The organism is Idiomarina sp. (genome assembly GCF_048265525.1).
In the GTDB taxonomy this organism is placed as follows: Bacteria; Pseudomonadota; Gammaproteobacteria; order Enterobacterales; family Alteromonadaceae; genus Idiomarina.
Genome location: NZ_JBLXBI010000001.1, coordinates 625074 through 651522, shown reverse-complemented (window position 1 = coordinate 651522; position 26449 = coordinate 625074). Strand labels below are relative to the sequence as shown.

Sequence of the window (26449 nt, the reverse complement as noted above, 5' to 3'; positions counted from 1 at the left end):
TTCCCCGGAGTACGAGCAATGAAGAGAATTTTGCTGTTTTTAGCGACTAACATGGCCATTTTGCTGGTTGTTAGCGTGGTCTTTAATATTGTGATGGCGGTAACCGGCATTGATGCACAAGGGTCAGTGGGTTTACTGGTGTTCTGTGCGTTATTTGGTTTTGGTGGTGCGTTTGTATCGCTCTGGATATCACGCTGGATGGCAATTCGGTCAACCGGAGCCAGAGTCATAGAGAAACCACAGAATCAATCTGAAGAATGGTTGTTCCGTACCGTTCAGCAGCAGGCCCAAAAAGCAGGGTTGCCTATGCCTCAGGTAGCGGTTTATCAGTCGCCGGAGCCTAACGCATTTGCTACCGGGCGCAGTAAAAATGCTTCATTGATTGCGGTCAGTACCGGGCTACTGCAAAGCATGAATGCTGACGAAGTTGAGGCAGTTCTCGCACATGAAATTAGTCACATTGCTAATGGAGATATGGTGACACTGACCCTAATCCAGGGTGTGATAAATACTTTTGTGATGTTTTTTGCACGGATCATTGCCAGCGCAATAATGCGCGGTGGTGATAACCAGCGGGGCGGCGGATTCGCTTATTATGGTGTCGTAATGTTGCTGGAAATCGTATTTGGCGTGTTAGCCAGTACCATTGTTATGTGGTTCTCTCGTCAGCGGGAATTCAGGGCGGATGCCGGGTCTGCCGATCTAGTTGGCAAACAAAAAATGATCGCTGCTTTACGTCGCTTGCAGCAGGGCAAAGAGTCTGAACTTGATGGCACTATGCTGGCGTTTGGCATTAAAGGAAAGCGCTCAACTATGTCTAAGTTGTTTATGAGTCACCCGCCTTTAGATGAACGAATTCATGCTCTTGAGCAACGGCGTTAGTCGTTGCTTTTCAAGGGATACAGAGGTACATTCTTAACTCTTACTCACCGATAAAGCGGATAAATTTTTGTTATGGCCCAATGGAGTGCGCGCAGTTGGCGCGATAAGCCAATAGAACAACAACCGAAGTATTCCGATCCGTCGCAGTTGCAGGTTGTAGAACAGCAGCTGAGTCAATTCCCGCCACTGGTCTTCGCAGAAGAGATACGAGCGTTAAGAAACCAGTTAAAGAATGTCTGCGTAGGAGAGGGGTTCCTGCTGCAGGGCGGTGATTGCGCTGAATCCTTTAGTGACTTCAATGCACCGAAAATTCGTGACACTTTTAAGGTTATCCTGCAGATGGCCATTGTTATGACGTTTGCAGGCTCATGTCCGGTGACAAAAGTTGCACGCATGGCAGGACAATATGCCAAGCCGCGATCCAGTGACTTTGAAACCATTGGTGACCTGAGTCTGCCTAGTTATCGTGGTGACATCATTAATGGTTCGGAATTTGACGAAGTAGCTCGTCAACCTGACCCTGAGCGTATGATCAAAGCTTATCATCACTCTGCTGCGACCATGAATTTATTACGTGCATTTGCGCAGGGCGGTCTGGCAAACTTACACAAAGTACATAAATGGAACTTAAGCTTTATAGCGTCTAATCCGTTAAAAGAGCGTTACCAGAAAATAGCTGAAGAAATTCAGTCAGCGTTGCGCTTTATGGAAGTATTGGGTATTAACTCAGAAAATAACGCGGCTATTCACGAGACTTCGCTATTCACCTCGCATGAGGCATTGTTATTGCCTTATGAACAAGCTTTAACCCGCACTGACACATTAACCGGTTTGCCGTATGACTGCTCAGCGCATATGGTCTGGATTGGTGAACGTACTCGTAAGTTAGATCAAGCTCATGTCGAGTTTATGCGCGGCATTCATAACCCGGTTGGGGTAAAAGTGGGCCCAACAATGCCAGGGGATGAGCTCATTCGGTTAATTGACGCATTGAACCCTGACAACGAACCCGGACGTTTAACATTAATTACCCGTATGGGCGCCGATAATCTGGCGAATAAATTGCCCGAGTTAGTGCGTCGTGTAAAACAGGAAGGTCGTAACGTGGTCTGGTCAAGTGACCCCATGCATGGCAATACGATTAAGGCCGATAATGGCTTGAAAACCCGGAACTTTGACGCCATACATAAAGAACTAAGACATTTCTTTGCGATTCATCAAGCTGAGGGCACTTATCCGGGCGGCATCCATCTGGAAATGACCGGTGAAGATGTTACAGAATGTACCGGCGGTGCCTACCGTATAAGTGAAGCGGATTTATCCAGTCGTTATCGCACCCAGTGCGATCCACGGCTGAATGCCGATCAAGTGCTGGAATTAGCGTTTTTAGTCGCAGAATCATTAAAAGCAGCCCGCAACGGTGCGGGTTGATAGTCTCCTTTAATCGGATATTTAAGAGGTATTATTTTATATGTCGCAGCAGGTAGAAGTGTTATTTGAAAACTTGTGGCAAGATTATTTATCGCGTACACCTTCAGCAAAAAAGGTGCATCAAATTTTAGGCGAAGGACATCCGATCGTTAACGATCACGTTGCTTTTCGTACCTTTGATATCAGTCCGGTTGGTTTAGAAGTACTGGCACAGCATTTTCTGGACTTAGGTTACGAAGAGGGTGGTGACTACCACTTTGAAGCGAAAAAACTGCGTGCAAAACATTTTGAGCACGAAGACCCTGAATTGCCAAAAGTATTCATCAGCGAATTAATGACTGCTGAATTTTCTGATGAACTGCAAAGCAAAGTTAAAGACATGGTGGCTCAGGTTTCGGCTGAAGACACTAAAAAGCCGGACTTTCTTTATTCAGGTACGCACTGGAAAGTCAGCCATGCCGATTACCAGTCACTGTTGGAAGAGAGTGAGTACGCTGCGTGGATGGCTGCATTTGGCTATTGCGCTAACCACTTTACGGTCAGCGTTAACCAGTTGCCGGGCTATCAAACGCTTGAGCAGGTAAACCAGAAGTTAAAAGACAATGGTTTCAAACTGAATGCGTCTGGCGGCGAAATCAAAGGGTCTCCGGAAGTTTATCTGGAACAATCATCAACTATGGCTGACCGTCATCCAGTTGAGTTTTCTGATAAGACTGTTGAGATCCCTAGTTGCTTCTATGAGTTTGCTAAGCGCTACGAAATTGAAGACGGAAAACTGTATACCGGCTTTGTTGCAGCGTCGGCGGACAAAATTTTTGAAAGCACCAACGCTAAATAAAGTGTAGCTTCTCAGAATGCTAGAGCGGCATTAATAACGGTGCCGCTCTAAGTTTGTTTTAGCCAGAATTTTTGCGGCTATCTCTTCTACTGAATAATGAGTTGAGTTGATAAAAGGTACTGCCTCCCGGCTATAGAGCCTTTCAACTTCAGCGAGTTCAAACCGACATTGCGCCATAGAGGCATACTGGCTGCCTTCTCGTCTTTGACTTCTAATTTCATGTAAACGCTGTGACGATAAGGTTAATCCAAATAGCTTATGCCGATACTGCTTTAGCTCTTTGGGTAATTGCAATCGTTCAAAGTCGTCATCGTCAGTTAAAGGGTAGTTTGCAACCTTAATTCCGTATTGCATGGCTAGGTATAAGCTGGTCGGTGTTTTCCCTGTACGCGACACTCCAATTAAAATCAGGTCAGCTTTATCCAGTTGATTTAAGCGTTTGCCATCGTCGTTATCCAGCGCGTAATTAATGGCATCTATTCTGAAGTTGTAGTTTTTATGTACACCATGAGTACGGTGTGTTTTCGGTTCCGCTTTGACGCCCAGCTCTTTTTCCACCGGAGCAATAAAGTGGTCTAAAAAGTCGTAGCAGATGCCCCCACAGTTGGTAATTTTTGCTTTTAGCTTCTCGTTAACGAAAGTATGGAAGATTAAAGGCGGCTCACCACTGTCGGAAACGGCTTTTTTTATTGTTTTACACACCTCATTTGCTTTTTCCTGATTATCGATAAAAGGTAATGTTTTGTGCTCAAAATTGACCGGGAACATGGACAAAAGCGCGTGGCCAAAGGCCTCGGCGGTTAATGCGGTGCCGTCTGAAATGTAAAATGCATAGCGCACTGGCTAATCTCTTTTTAAGCGATTGTAGGTTCGATATTAACTTGTTGGGCCACAGCGTGTAAAATAGATGCCACTTCCATGCCGAAAAATCAATTAAGGACTGTGACGTGCAAGAATACGTAGTTTGGTACCAACATCTGGGAATGCATGACGTAAACCGAGTGGGTGGCAAAAATGCCTCGCTGGGTGAGATGATCAGTAACTTAGCCGGAGCAGGAGTTGAAGTGCCCGGTGGTTTTGCAACAACGGCTGATGCCTATAACCAGTTTCTGGAGCAAAGTGGTTTAAACGATCGTATTCACGATTTGCTCGACACGCTTGATGTTGACGACGTACAGGCCTTGGCTAAGGCTGGCAAAAAAATCCGCCAATGGATTATTGATACGCCGTTTCAACCAGAATTTGAAGCGGCTATTAAAGACGCTTTTGCTGAGTTAAGTGAAAACAACGACGAATTTAGCTTTGCGGTACGCAGTTCAGCGACGGCAGAAGATATGCCGGATGCTTCATTTGCCGGCCAGCAGGAAACCTTCCTGAATGTACGTGGCTTAAGTAGTGTAATGGAAGCCATTAAACACGTGTTTGCTTCATTATTTAACGACCGCGCTATTTCCTATCGCGTTCACCAGGGCTACGACCACCGCGGTGTTGCGTTGTCGGCTGGTATACAACGTATGGTACGCAGTGACATTGCCTCTTCCGGGGTTATGTTCAGCATTGATACAGAGTCAGGTTTTGATGATGTGGTTTTCATTACCTCATCTTACGGTCTTGGTGAGATGGTCGTGCAGGGGGCGGTTAACCCAGATGAATTCTACGTACATAAACCAACCTTAAAAGCAGGGCGCCCTTCAGTATTGCGCAGAACTCTGGGCAGCAAGAAAATTCAAATGATTTTCTCTGACGACAGAGAACATGGAAAACAGACATTAATAGAAGACATAGAAAAGTCGAAGAGCCTGACCTTCTCTGTAACAGACGAAGAAGTCGAAACACTGGCTAAGCAAGCTCTTATTATTGAGGAGCATTATGGTCGTCCAATGGACATTGAGTGGGCAAAAGATGGCGTCGACGGCAAGCTGTATATTGTCCAGGCACGTCCTGAAACGGTTCAGTCAAACCAAAAAGGGCAAGCCATTGAGCGTTTTGCGTTAAAAACTAAAAGCGACGTTGTCTGCACAGGGCGCGCTATTGGCCAGCGTATTGGTCGTGGTGTTGCTCGTGTTCTGAATGACATCAGCGAAATGGATAAAGTGCAGCCGGGCGATGTATTAGTTACCGACATGACCGACCCTGACTGGGAACCAATTATGAAACGTGCGGCGGCCATTGTTACTAACCGCGGTGGTCGTACTTGCCACGCAGCGATTATTGCACGCGAACTGGGCATTCCGGCGGTTGTTGGTTGCGGTGACGCAACTGACCATATCAGTAATGGTCAGGCCGTTACGGTTTCTTGTGCCGAAGGCGACACCGGTTATATCTACCAGGGTGAACTGGACTTTGATATTACCGAATCACAAATTGATGCCATGCCGGATCTACCGTTAAAAATTATGATGAACGTGGGTAACCCGGACAGAGCCTTCGATTTCGCCAGCTTACCTCATGCCGGTATTGGTCTGGCTCGTCTGGAGTTTATTATCAACCGGATGATAGGGGTTCACCCTAAAGCCTTGCTTAATTATGACCAGCAAAGCGACGAATTGAAGCAGACGATTGATAGCATGATGGCCGGCTACAGCAGCCCTCGCGAATATTACGTAGCGCGTTTAGCCGAAGGAATTTCTACCCTAGGAGCCGCATTCTCACCAGAGCGCGTCATTGTGCGCATGTCTGACTTTAAGTCGAACGAATACGCGAATCTTATTGGCGGAAAACAGTATGAGCCGGGTGAAGAGAACCCAATGCTGGGCTTCCGGGGCGCGTCGCGTTATATCTCTGAAGAATTCCGTGACTGCTTTGCATTAGAGTGTGAAGCAATTAAACGCGTTCGTAACGATATGGGTCTGACCAATATCGAAATCATGATCCCATTTGTCAGAACTCTTGAAGAAGGCCGTAAGGTTATTGAACTTCTGGCCGAGCAGGGGCTGGTTCAGGGCGAAAATGGTTTACGCGTTATTATGATGTGCGAGCTGCCTTCTAACGCTTTGCTGGCTGATGAGTTCCTCGACATCTTCGACGGTTTTTCTATTGGCTCTAATGATTTAACCCAGTTAACTTTAGGTTTGGATCGTGATTCCGGTGTTATCGCGCACTTATTTGATGAGCGTAACGAAGCTGTGAAGAAACTGCTGGCGATGGCCATTCAAACGGCGAAAAAACGCGGGAAGTACGTTGGTATTTGTGGTCAGGGACCGTCGGATCATCCTGATTTTGCAGCCTGGTTGGTTGATCAGGGCATTGATTCGGTGTCGCTGAACCCGGACACTGTTATTGAAACCTGGATGTACCTGGCGGAAAACCTATAAGTATGACTGTATTACCTGAGATTGCTGCTGAGAATGCGTTACCAGATGACTACCGGCACTTTATTGAGCAGGTAAGAAGCTCAGAGTTTGCAGGTGAAATTGACGTGAGTTATTCGGGCCGTTTAATCGCGGCCACGGATAACAGCGTTTACCAAAACCTGCCTCAGGCCGTTTTGTATCCTCTTAATCAAACCGACCTTGTATTGCTGATGAAGCTGGCAGGTCAGCAAAACAATAGCAGTGTGCAGTTCTCTCCCCGGGGAGGTGGCACCGGTACCAATGGTCAGTCTCTAACTTCCGGTATTGTGGTGGACTTAAGTCGCCACATGAATAAAGTGTTGGAAGTTAACCCGAAAGAGGGCTGGGTACGAGTGCAGGCAGGTGTAGTAAAAGATCAGCTCAACGATATTTTGCGCCCACATGGCTATTTCTTTTCACCTGACTTATCGACCAGTAATCGTGCGACGCTTGGTGGGATGATCAATACTGACGCATCCGGTCAGGGCTCCTTGGTTTATGGAAAAACCAGCGATCACATTCTTGGACTAAAAACCGTGTTGCTGGACGGTTCTGTACTGGATAGCGGACCCGTTTCGCTTGAACAGGCTGAAACTGTTGCGCGGCAGGATAGTCGCATAGCCCGAGTTTACAGGCAGGTTATTGATACCTGTGTGGGTGAAGCTGAGAGTATTCGTAATAAATTTCCGCCGCTGAATCGGTTTTTAACCGGTTATGACTTGAAACATGCCTATAACGCCGAAGAGCAAAAGATAGATGTTTCACGAATAATTGCCGGCTCAGAGGGAACCTTAGGGTTTGTCAGTGAGGCCAGGCTGAATATTACTCCTATTCCCAAACATCGGGTGTTGGTGAACGTAAAATATTCAAATTTCCAGGCGGCTTTAGAGAACTCGCCTTTTTTAGTTGATGCCAAAGCAACCTCAGTAGAGACCGTTGACAGTACCGTACTGAATCTTGCGCGCCAGGATATTATCTGGAAGTCGGTTGAGCCGTTGTTGTCTGATGTTGAAGGTCAGCGCATGGATGGCATCAACATGGTTGAGTTCACCGGGTTAAATCAGGAAGAAATAGACAGTAAAGTTAACTCCTTAACCCAACGTTTGGACAAGCTGATTAAAAGCAAAGACAGCAAAGGCGTTATTGGCTATCAAGTCTGTGATGATTTGCCCAGTATCCAGCTGATTTATGCTATGCGGAAAAAATCGGTAGGCTTGCTGGGCGCAACTAAAGGACGCCGTAAACCCGTTGCTTTTGCAGAAGACACCGCTGTACCGCCGGAGAAACTGGCTGATTTTATTAATGAGTTTCGTGCTCTTTTAGACGCTAACGGACTGCATTACGGCATGTTTGGACATGCCGATGCCGGAGTGTTGCATGTGCGCCCGGCACTTGACTTGTGTGAGCCTGAAGATGAAGTCATGCTCAGACAAATCAGTGATAAAGTTGCCGAGCTGACACAAAAGTACGGTGGACTCATGTGGGGCGAACATGGTAAAGGGTATCGTTCGGAGTACGTACCGGCATTTTTTGGCGAGCATCTCTATACCGAATTGCAGAAAATTAAGGCCAGCTTTGACCCCTTTAACCAGCTAAACCCGGGAAAAATTTGCACGCCGCTTAACACTGATGCCGAGCTTATTTCTGTCGATGCCGTTAAGCGCGGATTTTTTGATCGTCAAATACCGGTGGCTACACGCGACAGCTATAAAAATGCGATGGATTGTAACGGTAATGGCTTGTGCTTTAATTACGATCCTAAGTCCGCTATGTGCCCCTCTTATAAGGTAACGCGGGACCGTCGTTATTCTCCTAAGGGCCGGGCAGGGCTTTTACGTGAATGGTTACGGTTAACTCACAACGCCGGCTATAACGCGGCTGAAAAACCGGAGTCAGTGGGCTTTGCGAAACGTCAGCTTAACCGGTTTACCGGGAAAAATGACTTCAGCCACGAAGTGAAAGAGTCCATGGACAAATGCCTGGCTTGTAAGGCGTGTACCAACCAATGCCCAGTCAGCGTCGATGTGCCGACGTTCCGCGCTCGTTTTTATGATCATTACTACAGTAAATACGCTCGTCCGTTAAAAGACTATCTGGTCAAAGGTATTGAAAAGACCGCTCCGGTAGCGAGTAAGTTTCCCAGGTTGAGTAATTTACTGATTAATAATCCGTTAAGCCGGTTTGTACTCAAATACGGTATTGGCTATGTCGATACGCCGTTATTCTCAACGCCCAACTTAAGGACGGCCTGGCGCCGAAACGGGCTTATTGAGTTAACCACAGAGCAGGTAATGAGCCTGACAGAGGATGAGAAATCAAAAGCGGTGGTTATTGCGCAGGATCCGTTCACAACCTTCTACGAGGCCGATCTTGTTGTAAAATTGGGACTGCTTATCGAAAATTTAGGCTATACGCCCGTGTTACTGCCGTTTATAGGCCATGGTAAAGCGCAGCACGTAAAAGGCTTTATCAGCGACTTTGAGAAAACAGCCGATAAAGTGACTGAGCAGTTAAAACCTGTTTCTGATGCTGATATTCCGTTAATTGGGCCTGACAGCTCTACGGCATTGATATTCCGGGACGAGTATCGCAAGGCGAGCGATGGGCAACTGCCCGAAGTTAACGTAATGACGGTTGTAGAATGGCTTAATACCCTAAACTTTGATGACATCAGTTCATTTAGTACCAGTCGCTACGGTCTATTGTTGCACTGCACCGAGCAGAGTTTCGTACCTGAGTCAGCTAAACAATGGCAAGCCTTATTCCAAAATCTGGGGTTAAAACTGGATATTGTTAATGTGGGTTGCTGCGGCATGGCCGGTACATTTGGTCATGAAAAACAGAACCAGGAAGACAGCCGGGGACTTTATCAAATGGGCTGGCAACAAGCTGTTCAGGAATACGGAAGCAGCGGAGTACTGGTTACTGGATTCTCTTGTCGCTCACAAATAAAACGGATAGAAAAAAAGCGGGTGAGACACCCGCTTGAGATAATCTTACAAAGCCTGAGTTAACTCAGGCTTTTTATTTGCAGTGACGTTTACTGCTTACCTTTGGCGATAATTTCGCGAGCCATTTCATCAGCTACTGTTCCGGTAGGGCGGTCTTCGTCCTGTGCCCGGGCAAAAAGCTGATCTAGGGTATCGTATATACCGCGCACACGTTTTTCTGTTTCTTCTACCGTAAAGTTGGCAGCTTCTGAACAAATATGAATAACGCCTCCGGCATTAATCACGTAGTCCGGAGCATATAAAATACCCATATCTTTAACCGCTTTATCGTGTTTAGGGTTAGCTAACTGATTATTCGCGCTGCCGGCAATAATTTTGACTTTAAGTTGCTTCAAAGTCTCGTCATTGATGGTGGCACCTAAAGCACATGGTGCATAAACGTCAGCGTCTACGGCATAGATTTCATCCAGACCGACAGCTTTCGCGCCCAGTTCTTTAACGGCACGCTCAATGGCTTCTTCGTTAATATCGGTAACAATAAGTTCTGCGCCGTCTTCTGCACAGTATTTGGCGAAATCGTAGCCAACAGCACCCAGACCCTGAATGGCAATTTTAACGCCTTTAAGATCTTCGCTACCTAATTTGTGTTTTGCTGCCGCTTTAAGACCAAGGTAAGTACCCAGTGCCGTATGAGGTGAAGGGTCGCCTGCTTTATCTGCCGTGCCTGCAACATAGCTGGTCTCTTTTGCGACCATGCCGATGTCTTCAGTACGAATATTGACGTCTTCGGCGGTAATGTAACGACCACTTAAAGACTCGATGAAGCGTCCATAAGCGCGGAAGAGTTCTTCGCTTTTGATTTTTTTCGCGTCGCCGATGATAACAGCTTTACCGCCGCCTAAAGGAAGGCCTGCCATGGCACTTTTATAAGTCATACCACGAGACAGACGCAGTACATCGGTGACCGCTTCGGCAGAAGATGCGTAGTTCCATAAACGAGTACCACCAAGGCTTGGGCCTAGAGTTGTATCGTGGATGGCAATAATGGCTTTTAAGCCTGATTCCTGATCATGACAAAACACCACTTGCTCGTGGTGATCAAATTCGGGATGCTCGTATAGAGACATGAGTTTCACTTCCTCATTGCTTCAAAAAATTGCGCGAACATTACCATTTAGATAAGGCTCGCGCTACTTTAAGATGTGAATAAATTTAGGTATTAAAACGGGCGTTTATCAACTCTTGTTTACACAGAATCACTCAGGATTCGTCAATGTATAAGTAGATGATTCCCTGGTTAATTGCTTCGGCAATGAGCTCACACTCGGCTGGAGATTTTGCCAATTTAGCTAATTCTTCAGTAGCTTCAGAACCTTGCAATTGCGCCAGCCATTCTGCTACTGGTAAAGCCTCTTGTACAATGTGAAAGGCTTCGCCATTACCGTAAAATTGCGTGTCGCTAAGTTTTAAGAAACGGGCGCCCGAGGCCTTTTCTATAAACGCATTTTGCTGAGCGAGCAGAGTCGGAATTTGCTCAGCGGTGGTCGGCAACTCCGGCTCGGGAAGAGGGCGTTTAGACTGGGAAATAATTTTTGCTAATAATGCGTCGGTTTCATCGCTTTCTAAAGCGTCTTTTAGAAACTGTTTTAATGCACTTAGCTGCTTTTCCTCAATAACCCATGAAACATCTTCGCTGCTAAGAGCCGGGTCCTGATAACGCTCCTGCAATGACTCATGTTGCATCGCAATATCACCTAACTGCAGCAGCAGTTCGGCTTTCGATGGAGCACGAAAACCAACAGAGTAGTTTAAAGACGGTTCCAGCGCGACTCCGTCATGAGGACAGCCAGCAGGTATATACAAAACGTCACCGGCAGTCAGGTGCTCATCAATAACAGCGTTAAATTCGCCTTTTATCTGGCATAGGTCTTCCGCAGGCTGATGCTCCTGCATTGCTTGCCGTTCACCGACCCGCCAATGTCGGGAGCCTGCGCCCTGAATAATAAAAACATCGTATTGATCCAGGTGAGGGCCAACACCGCCGTTTTCGCAGGAAAAACTGACCATGACGTCATCAATGCGCCAGTCGGGCAAAAAGCGGAAAGGGGTTATCAATTCACCTACGTCTGGTAGCCATTCGTTTACTGACTGCACTAGCAAAGTCCAGTCAGTTTCTCCGAACTTTTCGTAGTCCTCAAATGGGCCATGAGTCACTAACCAACCCGATTCAGTGTCTGCTTTTGACTCAATAACTCGCGAGTCAGCGCCTTCTTCCATCGCCAGTCCAGCCAGAATTTCAGGGCTGACAGGGTCGGTAAAATCGGCAAAGCCCTGTCGAATAAGACAAGGCTTTTTCTGCCAGTAGTTCGTTAAAAAATCGTCTTTATCAAACACTAATTTCATAGGAGATCATCAACAAACTGAGTGGCACGGCCAATATAATTTGCCGGAGTCAGTGCTTTCATTTCGTCTTTAGTAGCATCGGGCACGTCTAAAGAGTCAATAAATTTCGCCAGATCATCGCTGGTAATGCGCTTACCACGAGTTAGGGTCTTTAGCTTCTCGTATGGCTTTTCAACACCGTAGCGGCGCATAACGGTTTGCACCGGCTCCGCCATTAATTCCCAATTTTCATCCAGCTCAGCCGCTAAACGAGCTTCGTTCACTTCCAGTTTACTCAAACCTTTTAAGGTAGCCTGGAATGCGATAACAGTATGGGCAACACCCACGCCTAAATTACGTAAAACGGTAGAGTCAGTCAGGTCGCGCTGCCAGCGGGAAATAGGGAGTTTCTGTGCTAAATGCTGCATAACAGCGTTTGCAATACCCAGGTTACCTTCAGAGTTTTCAAAGTCGATAGGGTTTACTTTATGAGGCATGGTTGATGAACCAACTTCGCCTTCAACAGTACGCTGTTTAAAGTGGTTCAATGCAATATAGCCCCATACGTCACGATCAAAATCAATGAGTACGGTATTAAAACGAGCTAATGCATCAAAGTATTCAGCCACATAGTCATGCGGTTCAATTTGTGTTGTGTAAGCATTCCAGCTCAAGCCTAATGAAGTAACAAATTGCTCTGAAATGTGGTGCCAGTCAACGTTAGGGTAGGCCGCCAGGTGCGCGTTGTAGTTACCGACAGCACCATTTATTTTACCCATAACGTCTACAGCTTTAAGCTGTGCCAGCTGACGTTGTAAACGCACGGCAACGTTTGCAAATTCTTTGCCCATTGTGGTTGGCGTTGCTGGTTGCCCATGTGTACGAGCCATCATAGGAACGGCTTTGTGTTCTTTCGCCAGTTCTTTAACCCGGTCAACCAGCTCCTGCATCATAGGCAGTAATACTTCATCGCGAGCCGTGTTCAGCATTAGACCATGAGAAAGATTATTAATGTCTTCGGACGTACAGGCAAAGTGGATGAACTCGGAAACTTTATTCAGCTCTTCGTTATCTGCCACTTTCTCTTTCAGAAAGTACTCAACCGCTTTCACGTCGTGGTTGGTGGTACGTTCAATAGTTTTTATGCGTTCAGCGTCGTCGACCGAGAAATTCTCAACAATAGAGTTCAGTATCTGTGTTGCTTCTTTACTTAGCGCAGGTACTTCTTTAATACCGTCAACGTCGGCTAATAATTGTAACCAACGAACCTCAACAGTCACTCGAAATTTAATCAGTCCGTACTCACTAAAAATAGGACGTAACATTTCTGCTTTTGAGGCGTATCGTCCGTCAACAGGTGACACCGCCGTCAAGGAGGAAAAGGGCAACATAAACTGGCTCTCCGAGGGTTAATTAAATCGTTAATTGTTACTGGTTATGCGACATGCAGAAGTTGCTGCGCTGTATCTAACATTTTCTTTCTAGAAAACACGAAATGACGACGCTTGCCGCCTACTTGCTGCCAAAGCACGGCACTGCGAATGCCAGCTAGCAGCAAGGTTCTAATATGGTGTTGATTTGAGTCCCGTTTTAAAAACTCCGGGTTACCATTAATGCGAATAGGTTGTCCCAGGGGGCTTATCAGTTCGCGATAAATGCCCGCCAAACTTTGCTGAATGCGGTAGTTTTCAAACTCAAACTCTTCTTTTTGACGTTTTACCTGGGTAATACGCTCGCCCAGTAAATTGAGTATATCAGGTTGCTTTAAGAGCCTTCTGGATAAATGAATGAGGCCTATCAGATAGCGGGTAACCTCAATGTCCTTATTTTTATTGCTGCCAGCCTGGCGAATAAACGCCTGGATACCGGGCTTAATGTTGTCCAGTCCGCCGTAAATATCTTCGATATTGTCCGGGTTTTGCTGTAAAAGGCTGTGCACTAAGGTATTGCTAATAGATTCCGGGTAAAGCTCTCCGCTGCGAGCCAGCTTTTGCACAGCCATAGCACTTAACGACATACCAGCTAAGGCAATTACCCGTTGCTGCCACTCGTTCATAGCTTGACCTCAAAGTCGGTAATGCGTTGTTCAATAATGCCACCACCTAAACAAACATCATCACTGTAGAATACCGCAGACTGGCCTGGAGTAACCGCCGCAACCGGTTCTTTAAATTGAACCTGAAAGTCACCATTACTAAGCGGCGTAACCCGGCATGGAATATCCTGCTGGCGGTAGCGTGTTTTCACCGTGCAATCGAAAGCCTCCGATGGGGCATTTCGACTAACCCAATGCAGTTGTCCGGCAATAAGGCCCTGAGAGTATAGACGCGGATGGTTTTTCCCCTGCGCCACAATTAAAACGTTACGTTCGACGTCTTTGTCGACAACATACCAGGGTTCGCCAGAATTATCTGCCATGCCACCTATATGCAGACCTTTACGCTGACCCAGCGTGTGGTACATCAGGCCCTCGTGCTCGCCTAAGCTTTCACCTTCAACGGACTCAATAGGGCCCGGTTTGGCGGGAAGGTACTGCTGCAAAAAGTCCTTAAACTTGCGCTCGCCAATAAAGCAAATGCCGGTTGAGTCTTTTTTGTCGGCCGTTACCAGACCTTGTTCTTCAGCAATTCGACGAACTTCTGGTTTCTCCAGTTCTCCGACCGGGAACAGAGTTTGTGCAATGTGCTCGTGGCTCAAGGTATACAAAAAGTAGCTTTGATCTTTATTACTGTCTAAGCCGCGCAGCATTTCCCATTTCCCATCACGCTGTTGACGACGCACATAATGTCCGGTCGCAATATAATCGGCATCTAATGCTTCAGCGGCAAACTCAAGAAAGGCCTTAAATTTAATCTCTTTGTTGCACATAATATCGGGATTAGGCGTGCGACCCGCCTTGTATTCTTCCAGAAAATATTCGAATACATTGTCCCAATATTCTGCAGCGAAATTGATTGTGTGCAGCTCAATACCCAGTGTTTCACAGACTTTTTCAGCGTCAGCTAAGTCGTCGGAAGCGGCGCAGTATTCATCAGTATCGTCTTCTTCCCAGTTCTTCATAAACAGACCTTCTACCTGATAGCCCTGTTGCATAAGAAGGTAAGCTGAAACGGAGGAGTCGACGCCCCCGGACATTCCGACAATGACTTTTTTACTGGCATTTGACATAGGTTGACCCTAACTGACTATAGCTCCTGAATTGGCTGCGCATTCTATCATTTTAGCGCGCACGAGGGTAGCTCAGGAAGTTACCAAACTGGTGGCTCTGAACGCCATTCGCCGGGCTGCATTGTTTTCAACTGAAAAGGACCGACAGCGGCTCGTATCAGACGTAAGGTCGGCAGACCAACATGAGCAGTCATGCGGCGAACCTGACGGTTTTTCCCTTCACGTATTTTTAGGCAAAGCCAGGTATCAGGAACACTTTTGCGCTCACGAACGGGAGGGTTTCGTGGCCACAAGTTCATTGGTTCAGGCATAACGAAGGCTTCAGCAGGGCGGGTCATTCCATCATTTAGCTCGACACCGTTTTTTAATTGCTCTAACTGCTCTTCGCTTGGGTCACCTTCTACCTGCACCCAATAGGTCTTCCACACTTTGTATTTAGGATTAGCAAGGCGAGCCTGATAAACGCCGTCGTTGGTTAGTAATAGCAACCCTTCGCTGTCTTTATCAAGACGTCCGGCAGGGTATACGTCGTTATGGGGAATGAACGGCTTTAAAGTCTGGTCGCCTTCTTCTCCGGTAAACTGAGATAAAACGCCGTAAGGCTTGTTTAGTAAAACCAACTTGGGGTTTGCCGGTCGTTTTGTCTGCGATTTCATGACTGCCTCAGATTGTTCTGTCGATTTAAATTGGATCGTACCAGAGGATACTCTAGTATATCGGGCGCTAGTTTATCTTACTGATCAAAAAAGTGTGGGAATTTCTGTGGATGATAACAAAGTAATAATTGGTGGTTCATTAGTTGAATCACTTAAAGGAAACTATCAGCTGTCGTTGCGGCAAGTTTTTGAGCAGTCATTTAACATTACCAAGTCAAATCTGACCCCTTTAATTGGTGGTTTTTTGGTTTTACTGGGTATTAATGTGGTAATGGTACTCATTTTGATGAACGTGTTTTCGATTGAGAGCCTGCAAACATCAATAAAACTTCAGTACTTTTCCAGCATTTTGCAAGCTGTTATCAGTGCTCCTTTGTTAGGCGGTTTGATGCTAATGGGCATCAAACACAGCGTTGGTATCGGTACAAAAAGCGCCGATGTCTTTAATGGCTTCAATGTAATGTTCCCTTTAATTGCTGTCGCTCTGATAAGCACTTTGTTAAGCATTGTCGCCAGTCAATTATTTGGATTGATTCACCCAAACGTTTCTATTTTGGCGCAACTTTACATTACGGTTATTTTGATACTCGCCATGCCTTTAGTTATTGAACGAGGAGTGGGTCCGCTAAACGCCTTGTACTATTCAATAAAAATCATCCATTTCAAACTGCCTAAATTTATCTTGTTATTTTTGCTTCTTGCGGGCTTGTTACTTCTGGCTATTATTCCTTTTGGATTAGGCCTTATTTGGATGTTGCCAATGATTTATAACCTCCTGGGAGTGGTCTATCGGGAAGTTATTGGCGTAACGGTTATAGAGAAACCCAACGATAATTCGTCTGAAAATATTTCAGCTTGAGGAATACATGCGATTATTAACCATACTACTATTTATTGTACTGAGCGTAGCGGCATTACTGTTACCGTGGCTTATTAAAGATACCGAGTTAGAAACGCCTGAACAGCCAGTCACGGCTCATTTACCGGCAATTCCAGACGTGCCGGTTCAGAGAGACTTGCCGGATTTTATGTCGATGACCGATGTTACGGAAAAGAAGGAAGAGTTTTTTCGCTTTTTACTGCCAATGGTAGAAGCTGAGAACATACGGATACTGCATGACAGGGCTTACCTTAAAGCAACTTACGAGCGTTTTAAAAACAATGAGTTAACTGAGGCCGATAAAAAACAGCTTGCGGACTGGATTGAGTATTATCGACTGGAAGAAGACATTGCAATTGATGAAAATTTATTTGGTTTGCTAAAACGCCGCATGGATATTATTCCGGAAATGATGGTACTTGTTCAGGCTGCAAATGAATCGGGCTGGGGAACGTCCAGATTTTCACGTAAAGGACTGAACTTGTTTGGTCAATGGTGTTATTCCAAAGGCTGTGGTTTAGTTCCTACCGGAAGAGATGAAGATGGCCGCCATGAAGTTGCGCGATTTGACTCGGTTAATGCGTCAGTAAGAAGTTATATGCGTAATATTAATACTCATGGTGCTTATCTGGATTTACGTTTGCTGCGAGAACAAAAGCGCTTAGATAACGAAGACATTCTGGCAAGAGATTTAATTACGGGCTTATCAAGTTACTCTGAGCGAGGAGAAGACTATATTGATGAATTGCGTGCGATGATTCGTATCAATCGACCCATTGTGAGAAAAGTCAGCGAAGAATTGAAAACGCCGGAAGTTCCGCAACCAGAGTAGGGGTTAAGCAGGATTATACTGAGATACAATAAGAGAGGCTTAATTAAGAGCCTCTTTTAATATCTGGTTTAGGCCAAATGTTTGATTGGAATACTGCTGGCAAAAACAGGACTTTCTTCAGTTTCAAAGTTTGAAGTAAAGCTTTCTGTATCAAAGGCTTTATCGCCATTGTCATCAGCAACGCCGTCTGCGGTAACGGCCTTAAAATCAAACAGGGCGCTGTCGGCTAAATGTGAGGGTACAGCGTTTTGCATTGCCGTAAATAAGCTTTCAATTCTGCCCGGAAACTGTTTGTCCCACCCATTAAGCATTTGTTTTATCTGTTTTCTTTGCAGGTTTTCCTGCGAGCCGCATAAGTTACAGGGAATGATAGGAAACTCCATGGCTTCGGAGTATTGCTCTATCTCTTTTTCGCGGGCATAAGCCAAAGGGCGAATAACAACGTGCTCACCGTTATCGCTGGCCAATTTAGGCGGCATAGATTTTAACTTGCCACCATGGAACATATTCAGGAAAAGGGTTTCTATCATGTCGTCGCGGTGGTGACCCAACGCAATTTTCGTGGCTTTTAATTCTTTGGCTGTGCGATACAAAATGCCACGTCTAAGGCGGGAGCATAACGAACAGGTTGTTTTTCCTTCGGGGATTTTATCTTTAACGATGCTGTATGTGTCTTCTTCAACAATGTTGTAGTCAACACCAAGCTTTTCCAGATAAGCCGGAAGTACGTGCTCCGGAAACCCGGGCTGTTTTTGGTCCAGGTTGACTGCAACCAGAGAAAAGCGAATAGGAGCAACTTTTTGCAGATAGAGAAGAGTGTCCAGCAAAGTGTAACTGTCTTTACCGCCCGACAGACACACCATAATGTGATCGCCGTCTTCAATCATTCCGAAATCTTGTATGGCTTTTCCCGCATCGCGGCGAATACGTTTCTGTAGCTTATTGAAACTGTATTTATTTTCACTGGCCATAGTGGCTCCTGCAACCTATGTCATCTGTAAGTTCTGAGGAGCCGGATTATACCTGAGGCATTAAACTCAAGCGAGGGGACTGACAAAGTCTTCTGGTTTAATTGCCAACACGTCACAATTTAACTGGTCCAGTACGTGTTCAGCCGTGTTACCTAACAAAGCTGCGCTTAACCCGGTGCGGCCAATAGTGCCTAACACCACGAGTTCAGCATCTAATTGTTTTGCTGCCTCGGGAATAACCTGTTCCGGCAAACCTTGGGACAGATGCTGGTAGTGGCTGGAAATGCCGTAATCGCGTCCCAGCGCGGCCATACGGTTAACGTGGTGTTGCTCGAGGGCATCGCTGTATTCGCTGACATCAAATTCAGGAATTTCCACCGCTACATTGACTGGAGCGCTGGGGTAAGCATTGACAAGGTGCACACTTGCATTCAGCACTTTGCTCATTGACTGCGCGTGTTCAATAATGCGTCTATTTAACTGCTGGTGATGTTCTTCTTCAGAACCGGTATGAACGGCAGCAATGATCTGTCCATGGCTTGGCCACTCATGTTCTTTAACCAGTAAAACCGGGCAGGGGGCTTTTCGCAGTAAGTGCCAGTCGGTTGGTGTGAAAATTAAGTTCTGGAAACTGGCACTGACCTGAGTGCCTTTTATAATAAGGTCGTGTTTGTGCTTTATCGCTTCTTTGATAATGGCTTCAAAAGGTCGGTTATGCCAGACCACATCGATATCAATGCGAACCGAATCTGTATCAAATTCGCTCAATACGTCGGTTAACCAGGCTCTTCTGTCCGCTACAAGGTTTGAACGCATAACGTCGCGTTCCTCGCTGGACAGCATGGTTGTCATTTCGTAAGAAAAGTCATAAATAGACAAAAACAGCGTTAATCTGGCATCGCTCAACCTAGCCATATGTAAAGCGCGCTTCAATGCTTTGTGCTGCTCATCTGCAGCGTCTATAACAACTAAAACGTGACGGAATGCGTCCATACTGACCTCATAATTAGTCTATATTCATTCTTAAGATTAGACGAAAGCAGAACGCTTTGCAGGCTTTATTAGAAAAAAGGTTTGATTAGGGTCAACATGCTCCATAAAGCATAGATTATGAGCAAAACACCCATGGCTGTGCGTACGCCCTGGGCGCGTAAAAAGCGATGCAGAAACTGGCTGAAATGCCCAGCGGCTATCATGGCTGGCAAAGTCCCCAAACCAAACGCCGCCATGGTTAACGCACCACCGCTGGCCGAACCACTTAAAGCCGCCCAGCTGAGAGCACTATAAACCATTCCGCAAGGTAACCAACCCCATAAAGCCCCCGCAAAAAAGGTCGCAAAAATACCCGGTTTATTTCTCAGTTTTGCAGCCAGAGGCTGTATTTTCCGCCAAATTGGCCGGGCTGACTTCTCCAGATACACCAGCCCTGAAAACCATCCGGTAAAATACAGTCCAAGTAAGAGGAGGAATGCAACAGCTAACCAGCGAAGAATGATTGTTGTATAACCGCCTTCCGGAGCAAACAAGCCGATAGCTCCGCCGACCAAAGCTCCAATAAGCATGTAGGAGCACACTCGACCTAAGTTATACAGCCAGACATGGTAGGGTCGGGTATTAATACCCATAGCACTGGCAATACCGCCGCACATCATTAAGCAATGCCCGGCGCCGGCAAGCCCCATCAGCAAGGCTGTAACAAGATCAGCGCTTGGGTTTATCGGATTCATCATCAGCTTTATTGGTGTTATCTTCGTCGTCCATCAAAATATTGAGTCCCTGACGTTCGATGTCCTCAAACTGGTCGGAACGTACCGCCCAGAAAAATACCGCAACAGCAATAATAACGAAAATTATAGCGATGGGGATTAATGCGTAAATTACACTCATTTTCGATACAACCTTAGAGAATTTCCTATTACCAGAAGAGAACTAAGCGACATACCAAGTGCTGCTGCCCAGGGAGCAATCATTCCGAGAGCAGCTACAGGTAATACAGAAACATTATACACCAATGCCCAAATGAAATTCTGTTGCATGATCTTGCGTGTTTTAAGTGCACTTTCTATAACAACTTTAATTTGATTCAGAGATTCAGACATTAACACAACGTCCGCTGCGGTTTGTGCTAAGTCAGATGCCTGAGAAAACGTCATTGAAAGATCAGCTTTTGCCAGAACCGGGCTGTCGTTGATGCCGTCACCGACCATCCAGACCGTATGCCCGGCTTCCTGTTGAGCCGTAACAAAAGCAAGCTTCTCTTCAGGTTTTAAGGCACTGTGATATTCCGGTATATCCAGTTCATGAGCCAGTGACTGAACTCTCGATTCGCTGTCACCGCTTAGAATAATGGGTTGATAACCATTAGTTTTTAACCAATTAATGGTTTCGGCAGCATCTTCTCTTATTTGGTCTTCAACTCTGAACTCGGCCAAAACGCTTTCTTTACTGGCAATAACCACCTGGTGCTTGTTAAGAGCTTTAAACTCCGGATGCCACTGCCGAATATAACTTTCACTACCCGCACGGTAAAACTTCCCGTCAAATTCGCCTTGTAGCCCAAAACCCATCTCGTTAGTAACGTTCTGAAATGAAACTGGAGCGTTAGACAGTTGGCTTAATGGAACGGAAAGAGGGTGCTCCGAAAAAAGCTCCAGCCCGCTAACCAATTTATCAACGGTGTTGGAGTCTATGTAATCTTTTCGCTCAACCAGCCGGAACTTGCCCTCAGTTAAGGTGCCGGTTTTATCCAGGCAGACTGTATTCAGGTGTTTAACAGACTCAAGAACATCGGAGCCTTTTAATAAAATGCCATCTCGGTTTAGTCGGTGAATAATGCCGGTTAATGCGGTTGGCGCCGCAAGAGACAAAGCGCAAGGGCAGGTGGCCACTAATACAGCCAAAGTAACCCACAGGGCGTGATCAGGCTGGATCCACCACCAACTGAAATAAGTAATAACCGCGACGGTTAAAATTGCTGCGATAAAATAGCCCGCAATTTTATCGATAACTTGCTGCGCTTTGGGTTTGACCGCTAAAGCAGAGTCCTGCATCGCAATAATACCGGCTAGAACCGTTTGCTGAGCGGTTGCAGTTACTTTTACTCGTATTGGAGAGTGCTGGTTAATACTGCCGGCAATAACCGCGTCTCCAAGTTTTTTTGATCTGGGCAGGCTTTCTCCGGTCAATAAACTTTCATCAACCTGAGCTTGTTTATTCAGTAACTCGCCATCTGCAGGAATGGTTTCACCAGCTTTTACCCGAATAATATCGCCGCTTTCCAGCAATTTAATGGCAACGGATTCATAACCTTCGGGAGTCTCACGATTAGCCAGTTTAGGCAGCAGGGTCAGACGGTTAGTGGCAAATTTCAATGCCCGTTCTTTTGCCAGCAGTTCCAAAAAACGACCCGTTAGCAAAAAGAAGGTAAACATAGAGATGGATTCGAAATAAACCTCACCCGTATTGGTTATTGTCGCGTACACACTGGCACTGTAGGCACCTAGTAACGCGATACTGACGGGAATGTCCATGTTCAAACGCGATGCCTGTAAAGCTCTTAGGGCACCTGCGTAAAAAGGTTGTGCGCTGTAGAGAATAACTGGAGTGGCAAAAACCAGACTAACGCTCCAGAGAAAGCGTTGTAAGTCAGGTGATAAGTCGCTGACAACGCCGAAATACAGGCCAAAGGCAATCATCATAACCTGCATAGTAGCAATGCCCGCTACGCCTAACCGACGGATATAACTTTTTCGCTGCCGTGCATATTGTTGCTCGGCTTCATTGGGCTGGAAGGGCAGAGCCTTGTATCCAATGTTGGCTAAGACTCTTAAAATATCGCTTAATTTTAACTTAGCGGGAGACCAGCTAACCTGCACCCGGCGGCTGGTAACGTTAACCACAGCTTTTTGTATACCTTCAAGACGCAACAATTCACGTTCAATTAACCACCCACAAGCGCCACAGGTAATGTTCTCTACGGTCAAAGCTGCTAGTTCGGTGTCAGCTCCTTCATGTCTTACAAACTCCTTTTGTAAGTCAGGGTTGTCGTAGAGAGCTAAATCATTTAATTCTTCCGGAAGAACAGGTGAGTCCTGTAATTGAGATGTGTCTCTGTGTTCGTAATAAGCGTGTAAGTTGTGCTGAATGATGGTTTGTGCCACAGCCTGGCACCCTGCACAACAGACCGGTTTCTCAGAACCTTTGTACTCAACAGCAAGATTAACCCCTTTGGGAACCGGCTGCAGGCAGTGAAAACATTCCATTCAATCAAACTCCGTATAATAACGGACGAAGTTTAGTCAACTCGGATTTTGGTAGTTGATATTTTTCGCTTACTTTCCAGACTTCATTAAAAGGCTCAACGGTTATGGTCCACTTGCCCTCTATTTCTTCAGGAATATCTGCTCGATAGGTACCATCTGAAGCAACCGTCAACATGCGGGTAAAGTCTTTTTCATCTTGTGTAGCGTGAATAAAAAACACTCGTAGAGCAGACAGTTCTTCCGGCTGGCCAGAAGCATATTTAAGAGTAAACAGGCCTTTATCAGCAGTAAACTCAAAAGAGATATTACGGCGTTGTGCTTCTTCAACATGCTCGATAATTGCGTTGATGGTTTTGCCGCGTTTGTAGTAGTCATCAACCACCATGGAAACGCCGCCCTGAGATACGGACAGATAAATAATAACGCCACAGACGATCATGACAGTAACGGGGAGGGAAATAAGAAACCATGGCCAGAACTGCTTATACCAGGGTTGAATCATAATGAGACCTCATACAAAAAGCCCCGCCGTAGCGGGGCTGTGTTTACTAGGTTTTATTCGTCGTTAGATAAGCTGTAGACATAAGCTGAAATAACGTGAATTTTATCTTCACCCAGAATGTTTTTCCACTTGGGCATAACACCGTTACGACCATGCTTCAGAGTTTCTTCAATTTTATTAATTGAACCACCGTAAAGCCAGACATCGTCAGTTAAGTTTGGCGCGCCAAGCTGCTGGTTACCTTTACCATCCGCTCCGTGACACGCACTACAAACTGCGAAGTTTGCTTTGCCGGCTTCGACTAAATCGGCATCACGTTCACGACCACTTAAGCTGGCGACATAGTTTGCTAGTTCATTAATTTCTTTATCGCTGAACTGCTCACCAAATGCCGGCATATTGCCCTGGCGTCCTTCACGCAAGGTGGTTTTTATATTGCTTGGTTCACCACCATATAGCCAGTCGTCGTCAGTCAGGTTAGGGAAACCTTGACCACCCATCGCGTTCGAGCCATGACACTGCGCACAGTTTTGCAGGAACAAACGTTGACCAACATCTAGCGCATCTTCATTTTTAGCCAGCTCTTCAATTGGCTGCTCTGCAAATGCCGCAAAAATAGGGCCATACTTTTCTTCCGCCGCACGAACGGCACGGTCATACTCAACAATCATCCCTTTTTCATGGGCTTCTTCCATTGCCTGGCGAGACTCTTCTAAGGATTGAACATCCTGGTTTGAGCTTTTCCAGTCTAGCAAGCCGTTGAAGTTCCCAAGCCCGGGGTATAGAGCCAGATATATAAAGCCCCATACAAAGCAGGCCCAAAACAAATAGGTCCACCATTTAGGAAGAGGGTTGTTTAACTCTACAATCCCATCGAATTCGTGGTCCATTTCCTGACCTTCTTCGATGTGAGTGTAATTTTTCATGTTCCAGCGCAGTAGCCAAATTAATACCACTAAGGTGGCCAGCGTTAAAACAATTATCCATGCACTCCAGAAGCTACTCATCTTTCTTCGACTCCGGTTTGTCGCTGTTATCTATTGATGATTCGTCCTCAAATATAGAATTAGCCGCATCATCAAATTGTTTTTTTGTACGGCGACTGAACGCCCAGGCCACGATGGCAATAAAAATTGCCAGTATGATCAGGCTGAACACGCCGCGCCAAGTTCCGTAATCCATTACTTATCAGCCTGCTGTAGCGTTGTGCCAAGAGATTGTAAGTAAGCGATAAGCGCCTCCATTTCAGTCTTACCCTGAACGGCTTCTTTTGCACCGGCGATGTCCTTGTCTTCGTAAGGAACGCCCAATGTCCGCATAACTTCCATCTTCTTAGCTGTGTATTCACCCGTTAGCTTGTTTTCTGCAAGCCAAGGGAACGCTGGCATATTAGATTCAGGAACCACATTACGAGGGTTCATTAAATGAACGTGATGCCATTCATCGCTGTAACGGTCACCCACACGAGCCAAATCTGGACCCGTGCGCTTAGAACCCCAAAGGTGAGGGAATTCCCAAACGTGCTCACCAGCTAATGAATAGTGTCCGTAACGCTCCGTTTCTGCACGGAAAGGACGAATCATCTGGCTGTGGCAGTTGTTACAACCTTCGCGCATATAAATATCGCGACCTTCAAGCTCTAACGCGGTGTATGGCTGCAAACCTTTTATGGGTTCATTGGTCTGGTTTTGAAACAGTAGGGGAGTAATTTCTACTAACCCACCGATTGAAACCGCAATGATCATTAAAATTGACAACCAACCTAAGTTCTTTTCAACAAATTCGTGTTTAAAACGACTCATTATTCTCTCCCTCAGGCAGTTTGTACGACGTTGCCTGCAGCTGTCTCACGACGGCCGGCACGAATTGTCTGATAACAGTTATAAGCCATCAGCAACATACCAATTACAATGAAAACACCACCGATAAAACGGCCTGTCCAGAATGGGTATGATGCCTGAACACTCTCTACGAAACTGTAAGTTAAGGTTCCGTCAGAGTTTGTCGCACGCCACATAAGACCTTGCATCACACCTGAAATCCACATTGAGACGATGTAGAAAACGACGCCGATAGTGTGAAGCCAGAAATGAACGTTCACCAGCTTAATGCTATGAATTTCTTTCTGGTTAAACAGGCGAGGTACCAGGTAGTACATGGAACCGATAGTGATCATTGCAACCCAGCCTAAAGCACCAGAGTGTACGTGACCCACAGTCCAGTCAGTATAGTGAGAAAGCGCGTTCACTGATTTGATTGCCATCATCGGACCTTCGAAAGTCGACATGCCGTAGAATGACAGAGAAACAATTAAGAAACGCAAAATCGGGTCGGTTCGCAGCTTATGCCATGCACCAGATAACGTCATGATACCGTTAATCATGCCGCCCCATGAAGGTACGAACAGGATAACAGACATGACCATACCGACCGACTGAGTCCAGTCTGGTAACGCGGTATAGTGTAAATGGTGAGGTCCGGCCCAGATGTATAAGGAAATAAGTGCCCAGAAGTGAACAACCGACAAGCGGTAAGAGTAAACAGGGCGCTCAGCTTGCTTCGGTACAAAGTAATACATCATACCCAGGAAACCCGCTGTCAGAAGGAAGCCTACAGCGTTGTGCCCGTACCACCATTGAACCATGGCATCGACAGCACCTGAATAGATTGAATAGGACTTAGTAAACGACACTGGTATAGCGAAGCTGTTCACAATATGCAGCATGGCGATAACGATAATGAAACCACCGTAGAACCAGTTGGCCACATAAATGTGTGATGTTTTACGAATAGCCAGTGTGCCGAAGAAGACGATTAAGTAAGCCACCCAGACGACAGTAATTAAAATGTCGATAGGCCACTCAAGTTCAGCGTATTCTTTCGTACTGGTAAGACCCATAGGCAGAGTAATAACGGCTGCCACTATAACGGCCTGCCACCCCCAGAAAGTGAAAGCTGCTAACTTGTCTGAGAACAAGCTTACTCTACACGTTTTCTGAACAACATAGTAAGAAGTGGCAAAAAGAGCGCTGGTACCAAACGCAAAAATAACAGCGTTTGTATGTAGCGGGCGAAGACGGGAGTAGGTTAGCCAGGGAGTATTGAAGTTAAGCTCTGGCCAGACAAGCTGGGCAGCTATCAATACGCCTACAGACATACCGACGATACCCCAAATAATCGTCATGACAGTAAACTGCCGGACGACTTTCATATTATATTCGATCGGTTGTTGTGGAATTGTTTGACTCATCTTTTAAATCCGCAGTGATGTAAGATCAGGAAAAAGGTGACTTTTACCAGACAGACACAATCCATGTAAAAGTGCATTTATTTTACGTCTTGTGAGTTGAAAGGTACAGGGG

At 46.0% G+C, this 26449-nt stretch carries 24 protein-coding genes; 7 read left to right on the top strand and 17 right to left on the bottom strand.

Translation table 11 applies throughout. The features are described from left to right. Positions 1–18 precede the first annotated feature (18 nt). The 3 genes from htpX (at position 19) to ACN0TF_RS03155 (ending at position 3151) form a co-directional block, all read left to right on the top strand. Complete coding sequence (gene htpX, locus ACN0TF_RS03165) at positions 19–882, top strand: protease HtpX (RefSeq protein WP_417440708.1); 864 nt, start codon at positions 19–21, stop codon at positions 880–882. Positions 883–954: 72 nt separating this feature from the next. Further along, on the top strand, positions 955–2313 hold the full coding sequence (locus tag ACN0TF_RS03160) for a class II 3-deoxy-7-phosphoheptulonate synthase (RefSeq protein ID WP_417440707.1): 1359 nt from the start codon (positions 955–957) through the stop codon (positions 2311–2313). Between the two features lie 40 nt (positions 2314–2353). Then, positions 2354–3151 carry a DUF1338 domain-containing protein gene (locus ACN0TF_RS03155; protein ID WP_417440706.1) on the top strand — a complete coding sequence of 266 codons (798 nt, stop codon included), beginning with the start codon at positions 2354–2356 and terminating at the stop codon, positions 3149–3151. Between the two features lie 30 nt (positions 3152–3181). On the opposite strand, the gene ACN0TF_RS03150 is transcribed toward ACN0TF_RS03155, so the two are convergent. Further along, positions 3182–3991, bottom strand: a complete 810-nt coding sequence (locus ACN0TF_RS03150; RefSeq protein WP_417440705.1) for a pyruvate, water dikinase regulatory protein — start codon at positions 3989–3991, stop codon at positions 3182–3184. A gap of 107 nt (positions 3992–4098) precedes the next feature. On the opposite strand from ACN0TF_RS03150, the gene ppsA reads away from it, so the two are divergent. Both ppsA and ACN0TF_RS03140 read left to right on the top strand, forming a co-directional pair. Continuing rightward, positions 4099–6465 (top strand): phosphoenolpyruvate synthase, encoded by a 2367-nt coding sequence (ppsA, locus tag ACN0TF_RS03145; RefSeq protein WP_417440704.1) that lies wholly within the window; start codon positions 4099–4101, stop codon positions 6463–6465. A gap of 2 nt (positions 6466–6467) precedes the next feature. After that, the gene (locus ACN0TF_RS03140) at positions 6468–9497 is read left to right on the top strand and encodes an FAD-binding and (Fe-S)-binding domain-containing protein (RefSeq protein WP_417440703.1); all 3030 of its coding nucleotides are present in this window, start codon (positions 6468–6470) and stop codon (positions 9495–9497) included. 26 nt (positions 9498–9523) lie between these two features. Here ACN0TF_RS03140 and ACN0TF_RS03135 read toward each other — a convergent pair whose 3' ends face one another. From ACN0TF_RS03135 to ACN0TF_RS03110, 6 genes are all read right to left on the bottom strand, one after another. Next, positions 9524–10561 (bottom strand): Glu/Leu/Phe/Val dehydrogenase dimerization domain-containing protein, encoded by a 1038-nt coding sequence (locus ACN0TF_RS03135; RefSeq protein ID WP_417440702.1) that lies wholly within the window; start codon positions 10559–10561, stop codon positions 9524–9526. A 133-nt stretch (positions 10562–10694) separates the two neighbouring features. Beyond that, entirely contained in the window at positions 10695–11837 is a 1143-nt protein-coding gene (locus ACN0TF_RS03130; protein WP_417440701.1) for a cupin domain-containing protein, read from the bottom strand. Further along, positions 11834–13204, bottom strand: a complete 1371-nt coding sequence (gene purB, locus ACN0TF_RS03125) for an adenylosuccinate lyase (protein WP_417441107.1) — start codon at positions 13202–13204, stop codon at positions 11834–11836. The genes ACN0TF_RS03130 and purB overlap by 4 nt, the downstream gene beginning before the upstream one ends. 47 nt (positions 13205–13251) lie before the next feature. Then, positions 13252–13872: a high frequency lysogenization protein HflD gene (gene hflD, locus ACN0TF_RS03120; protein ID WP_011234557.1), complete on the bottom strand. Its 621-nt coding sequence runs from the start codon at positions 13870–13872 to the stop codon at positions 13252–13254. Continuing rightward, positions 13869–14984: a tRNA 2-thiouridine(34) synthase MnmA gene (gene mnmA, locus ACN0TF_RS03115; protein WP_417440700.1), complete on the bottom strand. Its 1116-nt coding sequence runs from the start codon at positions 14982–14984 to the stop codon at positions 13869–13871. The genes hflD and mnmA overlap by 4 nt, the downstream gene beginning before the upstream one ends. Positions 14985–15064: 80 nt before the next feature. Continuing rightward, positions 15065–15640, bottom strand: coding sequence for a pseudouridine synthase (locus ACN0TF_RS03110; RefSeq protein ID WP_417440699.1), 576 nt, complete (start codon positions 15638–15640; stop codon positions 15065–15067). Between the two features lie 106 nt (positions 15641–15746). Between ACN0TF_RS03110 and ACN0TF_RS03105 the strand changes: the two genes are divergently transcribed. Together ACN0TF_RS03105 and ACN0TF_RS03100 are read left to right on the top strand one after the other, a co-directional pair. Continuing rightward, on the top strand, positions 15747–16499 hold the full coding sequence (locus ACN0TF_RS03105; RefSeq protein ID WP_417440698.1) for a hypothetical protein: 753 nt from the start codon (positions 15747–15749) through the stop codon (positions 16497–16499). A gap of 7 nt (positions 16500–16506) precedes the next feature. Further along, positions 16507–17352, top strand: a complete 846-nt coding sequence (locus tag ACN0TF_RS03100) for a glucosaminidase domain-containing protein (RefSeq protein ID WP_417440697.1) — start codon at positions 16507–16509, stop codon at positions 17350–17352. Positions 17353–17420: 68 nt separating this feature from the next. Here ACN0TF_RS03100 and ttcA read toward each other — a convergent pair whose 3' ends face one another. The 10 genes from ttcA to ccoN form a co-directional block, all read right to left on the bottom strand. Next, positions 17421–18323, bottom strand: coding sequence for a tRNA 2-thiocytidine(32) synthetase TtcA (gene ttcA / locus ACN0TF_RS03095; RefSeq protein ID WP_417440696.1), 903 nt, complete (start codon positions 18321–18323; stop codon positions 17421–17423). Between the two features lie 66 nt (positions 18324–18389). Further along, positions 18390–19316, bottom strand: a complete 927-nt coding sequence (uspE, locus tag ACN0TF_RS03090; protein ID WP_417440695.1) for a universal stress protein UspE — start codon at positions 19314–19316, stop codon at positions 18390–18392. A 68-nt stretch (positions 19317–19384) separates the two neighbouring features. Next, positions 19385–20053 carry a sulfite exporter TauE/SafE family protein gene (locus ACN0TF_RS03085; RefSeq protein ID WP_417440694.1) on the bottom strand — a complete coding sequence of 223 codons (669 nt, stop codon included), beginning with the start codon at positions 20051–20053 and terminating at the stop codon, positions 19385–19387. After that, complete coding sequence (gene ccoS / locus ACN0TF_RS03080; RefSeq protein ID WP_253619931.1) at positions 20025–20210, bottom strand: cbb3-type cytochrome oxidase assembly protein CcoS; 186 nt, start codon at positions 20208–20210, stop codon at positions 20025–20027. The genes ACN0TF_RS03085 and ccoS overlap by 29 nt, the downstream gene beginning before the upstream one ends. Further along, the gene (locus ACN0TF_RS03075) at positions 20207–22585 is read right to left on the bottom strand and encodes a heavy metal translocating P-type ATPase (RefSeq protein ID WP_417440693.1); all 2379 of its coding nucleotides are present in this window, start codon (positions 22583–22585) and stop codon (positions 20207–20209) included. Before ACN0TF_RS03075 ends, ccoS begins: the two co-directional genes overlap by 4 nt. Positions 22586–22589: 4 nt before the next feature. Continuing rightward, positions 22590–23087 (bottom strand): FixH family protein, encoded by a 498-nt coding sequence (locus tag ACN0TF_RS03070; protein ID WP_011234547.1) that lies wholly within the window; start codon positions 23085–23087, stop codon positions 22590–22592. A gap of 53 nt (positions 23088–23140) precedes the next feature. Then, complete coding sequence (ccoP, locus tag ACN0TF_RS03065; RefSeq protein ID WP_011234546.1) at positions 23141–24094, bottom strand: cytochrome-c oxidase, cbb3-type subunit III; 954 nt, start codon at positions 24092–24094, stop codon at positions 23141–23143. Next, entirely contained in the window at positions 24087–24269 is a 183-nt protein-coding gene (locus ACN0TF_RS03060; protein WP_011234545.1) for a cbb3-type cytochrome oxidase subunit 3, read from the bottom strand. The genes ccoP and ACN0TF_RS03060 overlap by 8 nt, the downstream gene beginning before the upstream one ends. Beyond that, positions 24269–24889, bottom strand: a complete 621-nt coding sequence (gene ccoO, locus ACN0TF_RS03055) for a cytochrome-c oxidase, cbb3-type subunit II (protein ID WP_011234544.1) — start codon at positions 24887–24889, stop codon at positions 24269–24271. The genes ACN0TF_RS03060 and ccoO overlap by 1 nt, the downstream gene beginning before the upstream one ends. Before the next feature lie 11 nt (positions 24890–24900). Then, positions 24901–26337 (bottom strand): cytochrome-c oxidase, cbb3-type subunit I, encoded by a 1437-nt coding sequence (ccoN, locus tag ACN0TF_RS03050; RefSeq protein WP_034820948.1) that lies wholly within the window; start codon positions 26335–26337, stop codon positions 24901–24903. Positions 26338–26449: the final 112 nt, after the last annotated feature.

Coding starts and splice junctions, on each gene's coding strand:
- htpX (WP_417440708.1), top strand. CDS start 19: ATGAAGAGAATTTTGCTGTTTTTAGCGACTAACATGGCCATTTTGCTG.
- ACN0TF_RS03160 (WP_417440707.1), top strand. CDS start 955: ATGGCCCAATGGAGTGCGCGCAGTTGGCGCGATAAGCCAATAGAACAA.
- ACN0TF_RS03155 (WP_417440706.1), top strand. CDS start 2,354: ATGTCGCAGCAGGTAGAAGTGTTATTTGAAAACTTGTGGCAAGATTAT.
- ACN0TF_RS03140 (WP_417440703.1), top strand. CDS start 6,468: ATGACTGTATTACCTGAGATTGCTGCTGAGAATGCGTTACCAGATGAC.
- ACN0TF_RS03135 (WP_417440702.1), bottom strand. CDS start 10,561: ATGTCTCTATACGAGCATCCCGAATTTGATCACCACGAGCAAGTGGTG.
- ACN0TF_RS03130 (WP_417440701.1), bottom strand. CDS start 11,837: ATGAAATTAGTGTTTGATAAAGACGATTTTTTAACGAACTACTGGCAG.
- hflD (WP_011234557.1), bottom strand. CDS start 13,872: ATGAACGAGTGGCAGCAACGGGTAATTGCCTTAGCTGGTATGTCGTTA.
- mnmA (WP_417440700.1), bottom strand. CDS start 14,984: ATGTCAAATGCCAGTAAAAAAGTCATTGTCGGAATGTCCGGGGGCGTC.
- ACN0TF_RS03110 (WP_417440699.1), bottom strand. CDS start 15,640: ATGAAATCGCAGACAAAACGACCGGCAAACCCCAAGTTGGTTTTACTA.
- ACN0TF_RS03100 (WP_417440697.1), top strand. CDS start 16,507: ATGCGATTATTAACCATACTACTATTTATTGTACTGAGCGTAGCGGCA.
- ttcA (WP_417440696.1), bottom strand. CDS start 18,323: ATGGCCAGTGAAAATAAATACAGTTTCAATAAGCTACAGAAACGTATT.
- uspE (WP_417440695.1), bottom strand. CDS start 19,316: ATGGACGCATTCCGTCACGTTTTAGTTGTTATAGACGCTGCAGATGAG.
- ACN0TF_RS03085 (WP_417440694.1), bottom strand. CDS start 20,053: ATGATGAATCCGATAAACCCAAGCGCTGATCTTGTTACAGCCTTGCTG.
- ccoS (WP_253619931.1), bottom strand. CDS start 20,210: ATGAGTGTAATTTACGCATTAATCCCCATCGCTATAATTTTCGTTATT.
- ACN0TF_RS03075 (WP_417440693.1), bottom strand. CDS start 22,585: ATGGAATGTTTTCACTGCCTGCAGCCGGTTCCCAAAGGGGTTAATCTT.
- ACN0TF_RS03070 (WP_011234547.1), bottom strand. CDS start 23,087: ATGATTCAACCCTGGTATAAGCAGTTCTGGCCATGGTTTCTTATTTCC.
- ccoP (WP_011234546.1), bottom strand. CDS start 24,094: ATGAGTAGCTTCTGGAGTGCATGGATAATTGTTTTAACGCTGGCCACC.
- ACN0TF_RS03060 (WP_011234545.1), bottom strand. CDS start 24,269: ATGGATTACGGAACTTGGCGCGGCGTGTTCAGCCTGATCATACTGGCA.
- ccoO (WP_011234544.1), bottom strand. CDS start 24,889: ATGAGTCGTTTTAAACACGAATTTGTTGAAAAGAACTTAGGTTGGTTG.
- ccoN (WP_034820948.1), bottom strand. CDS start 26,337: ATGAGTCAAACAATTCCACAACAACCGATCGAATATAATATGAAAGTC.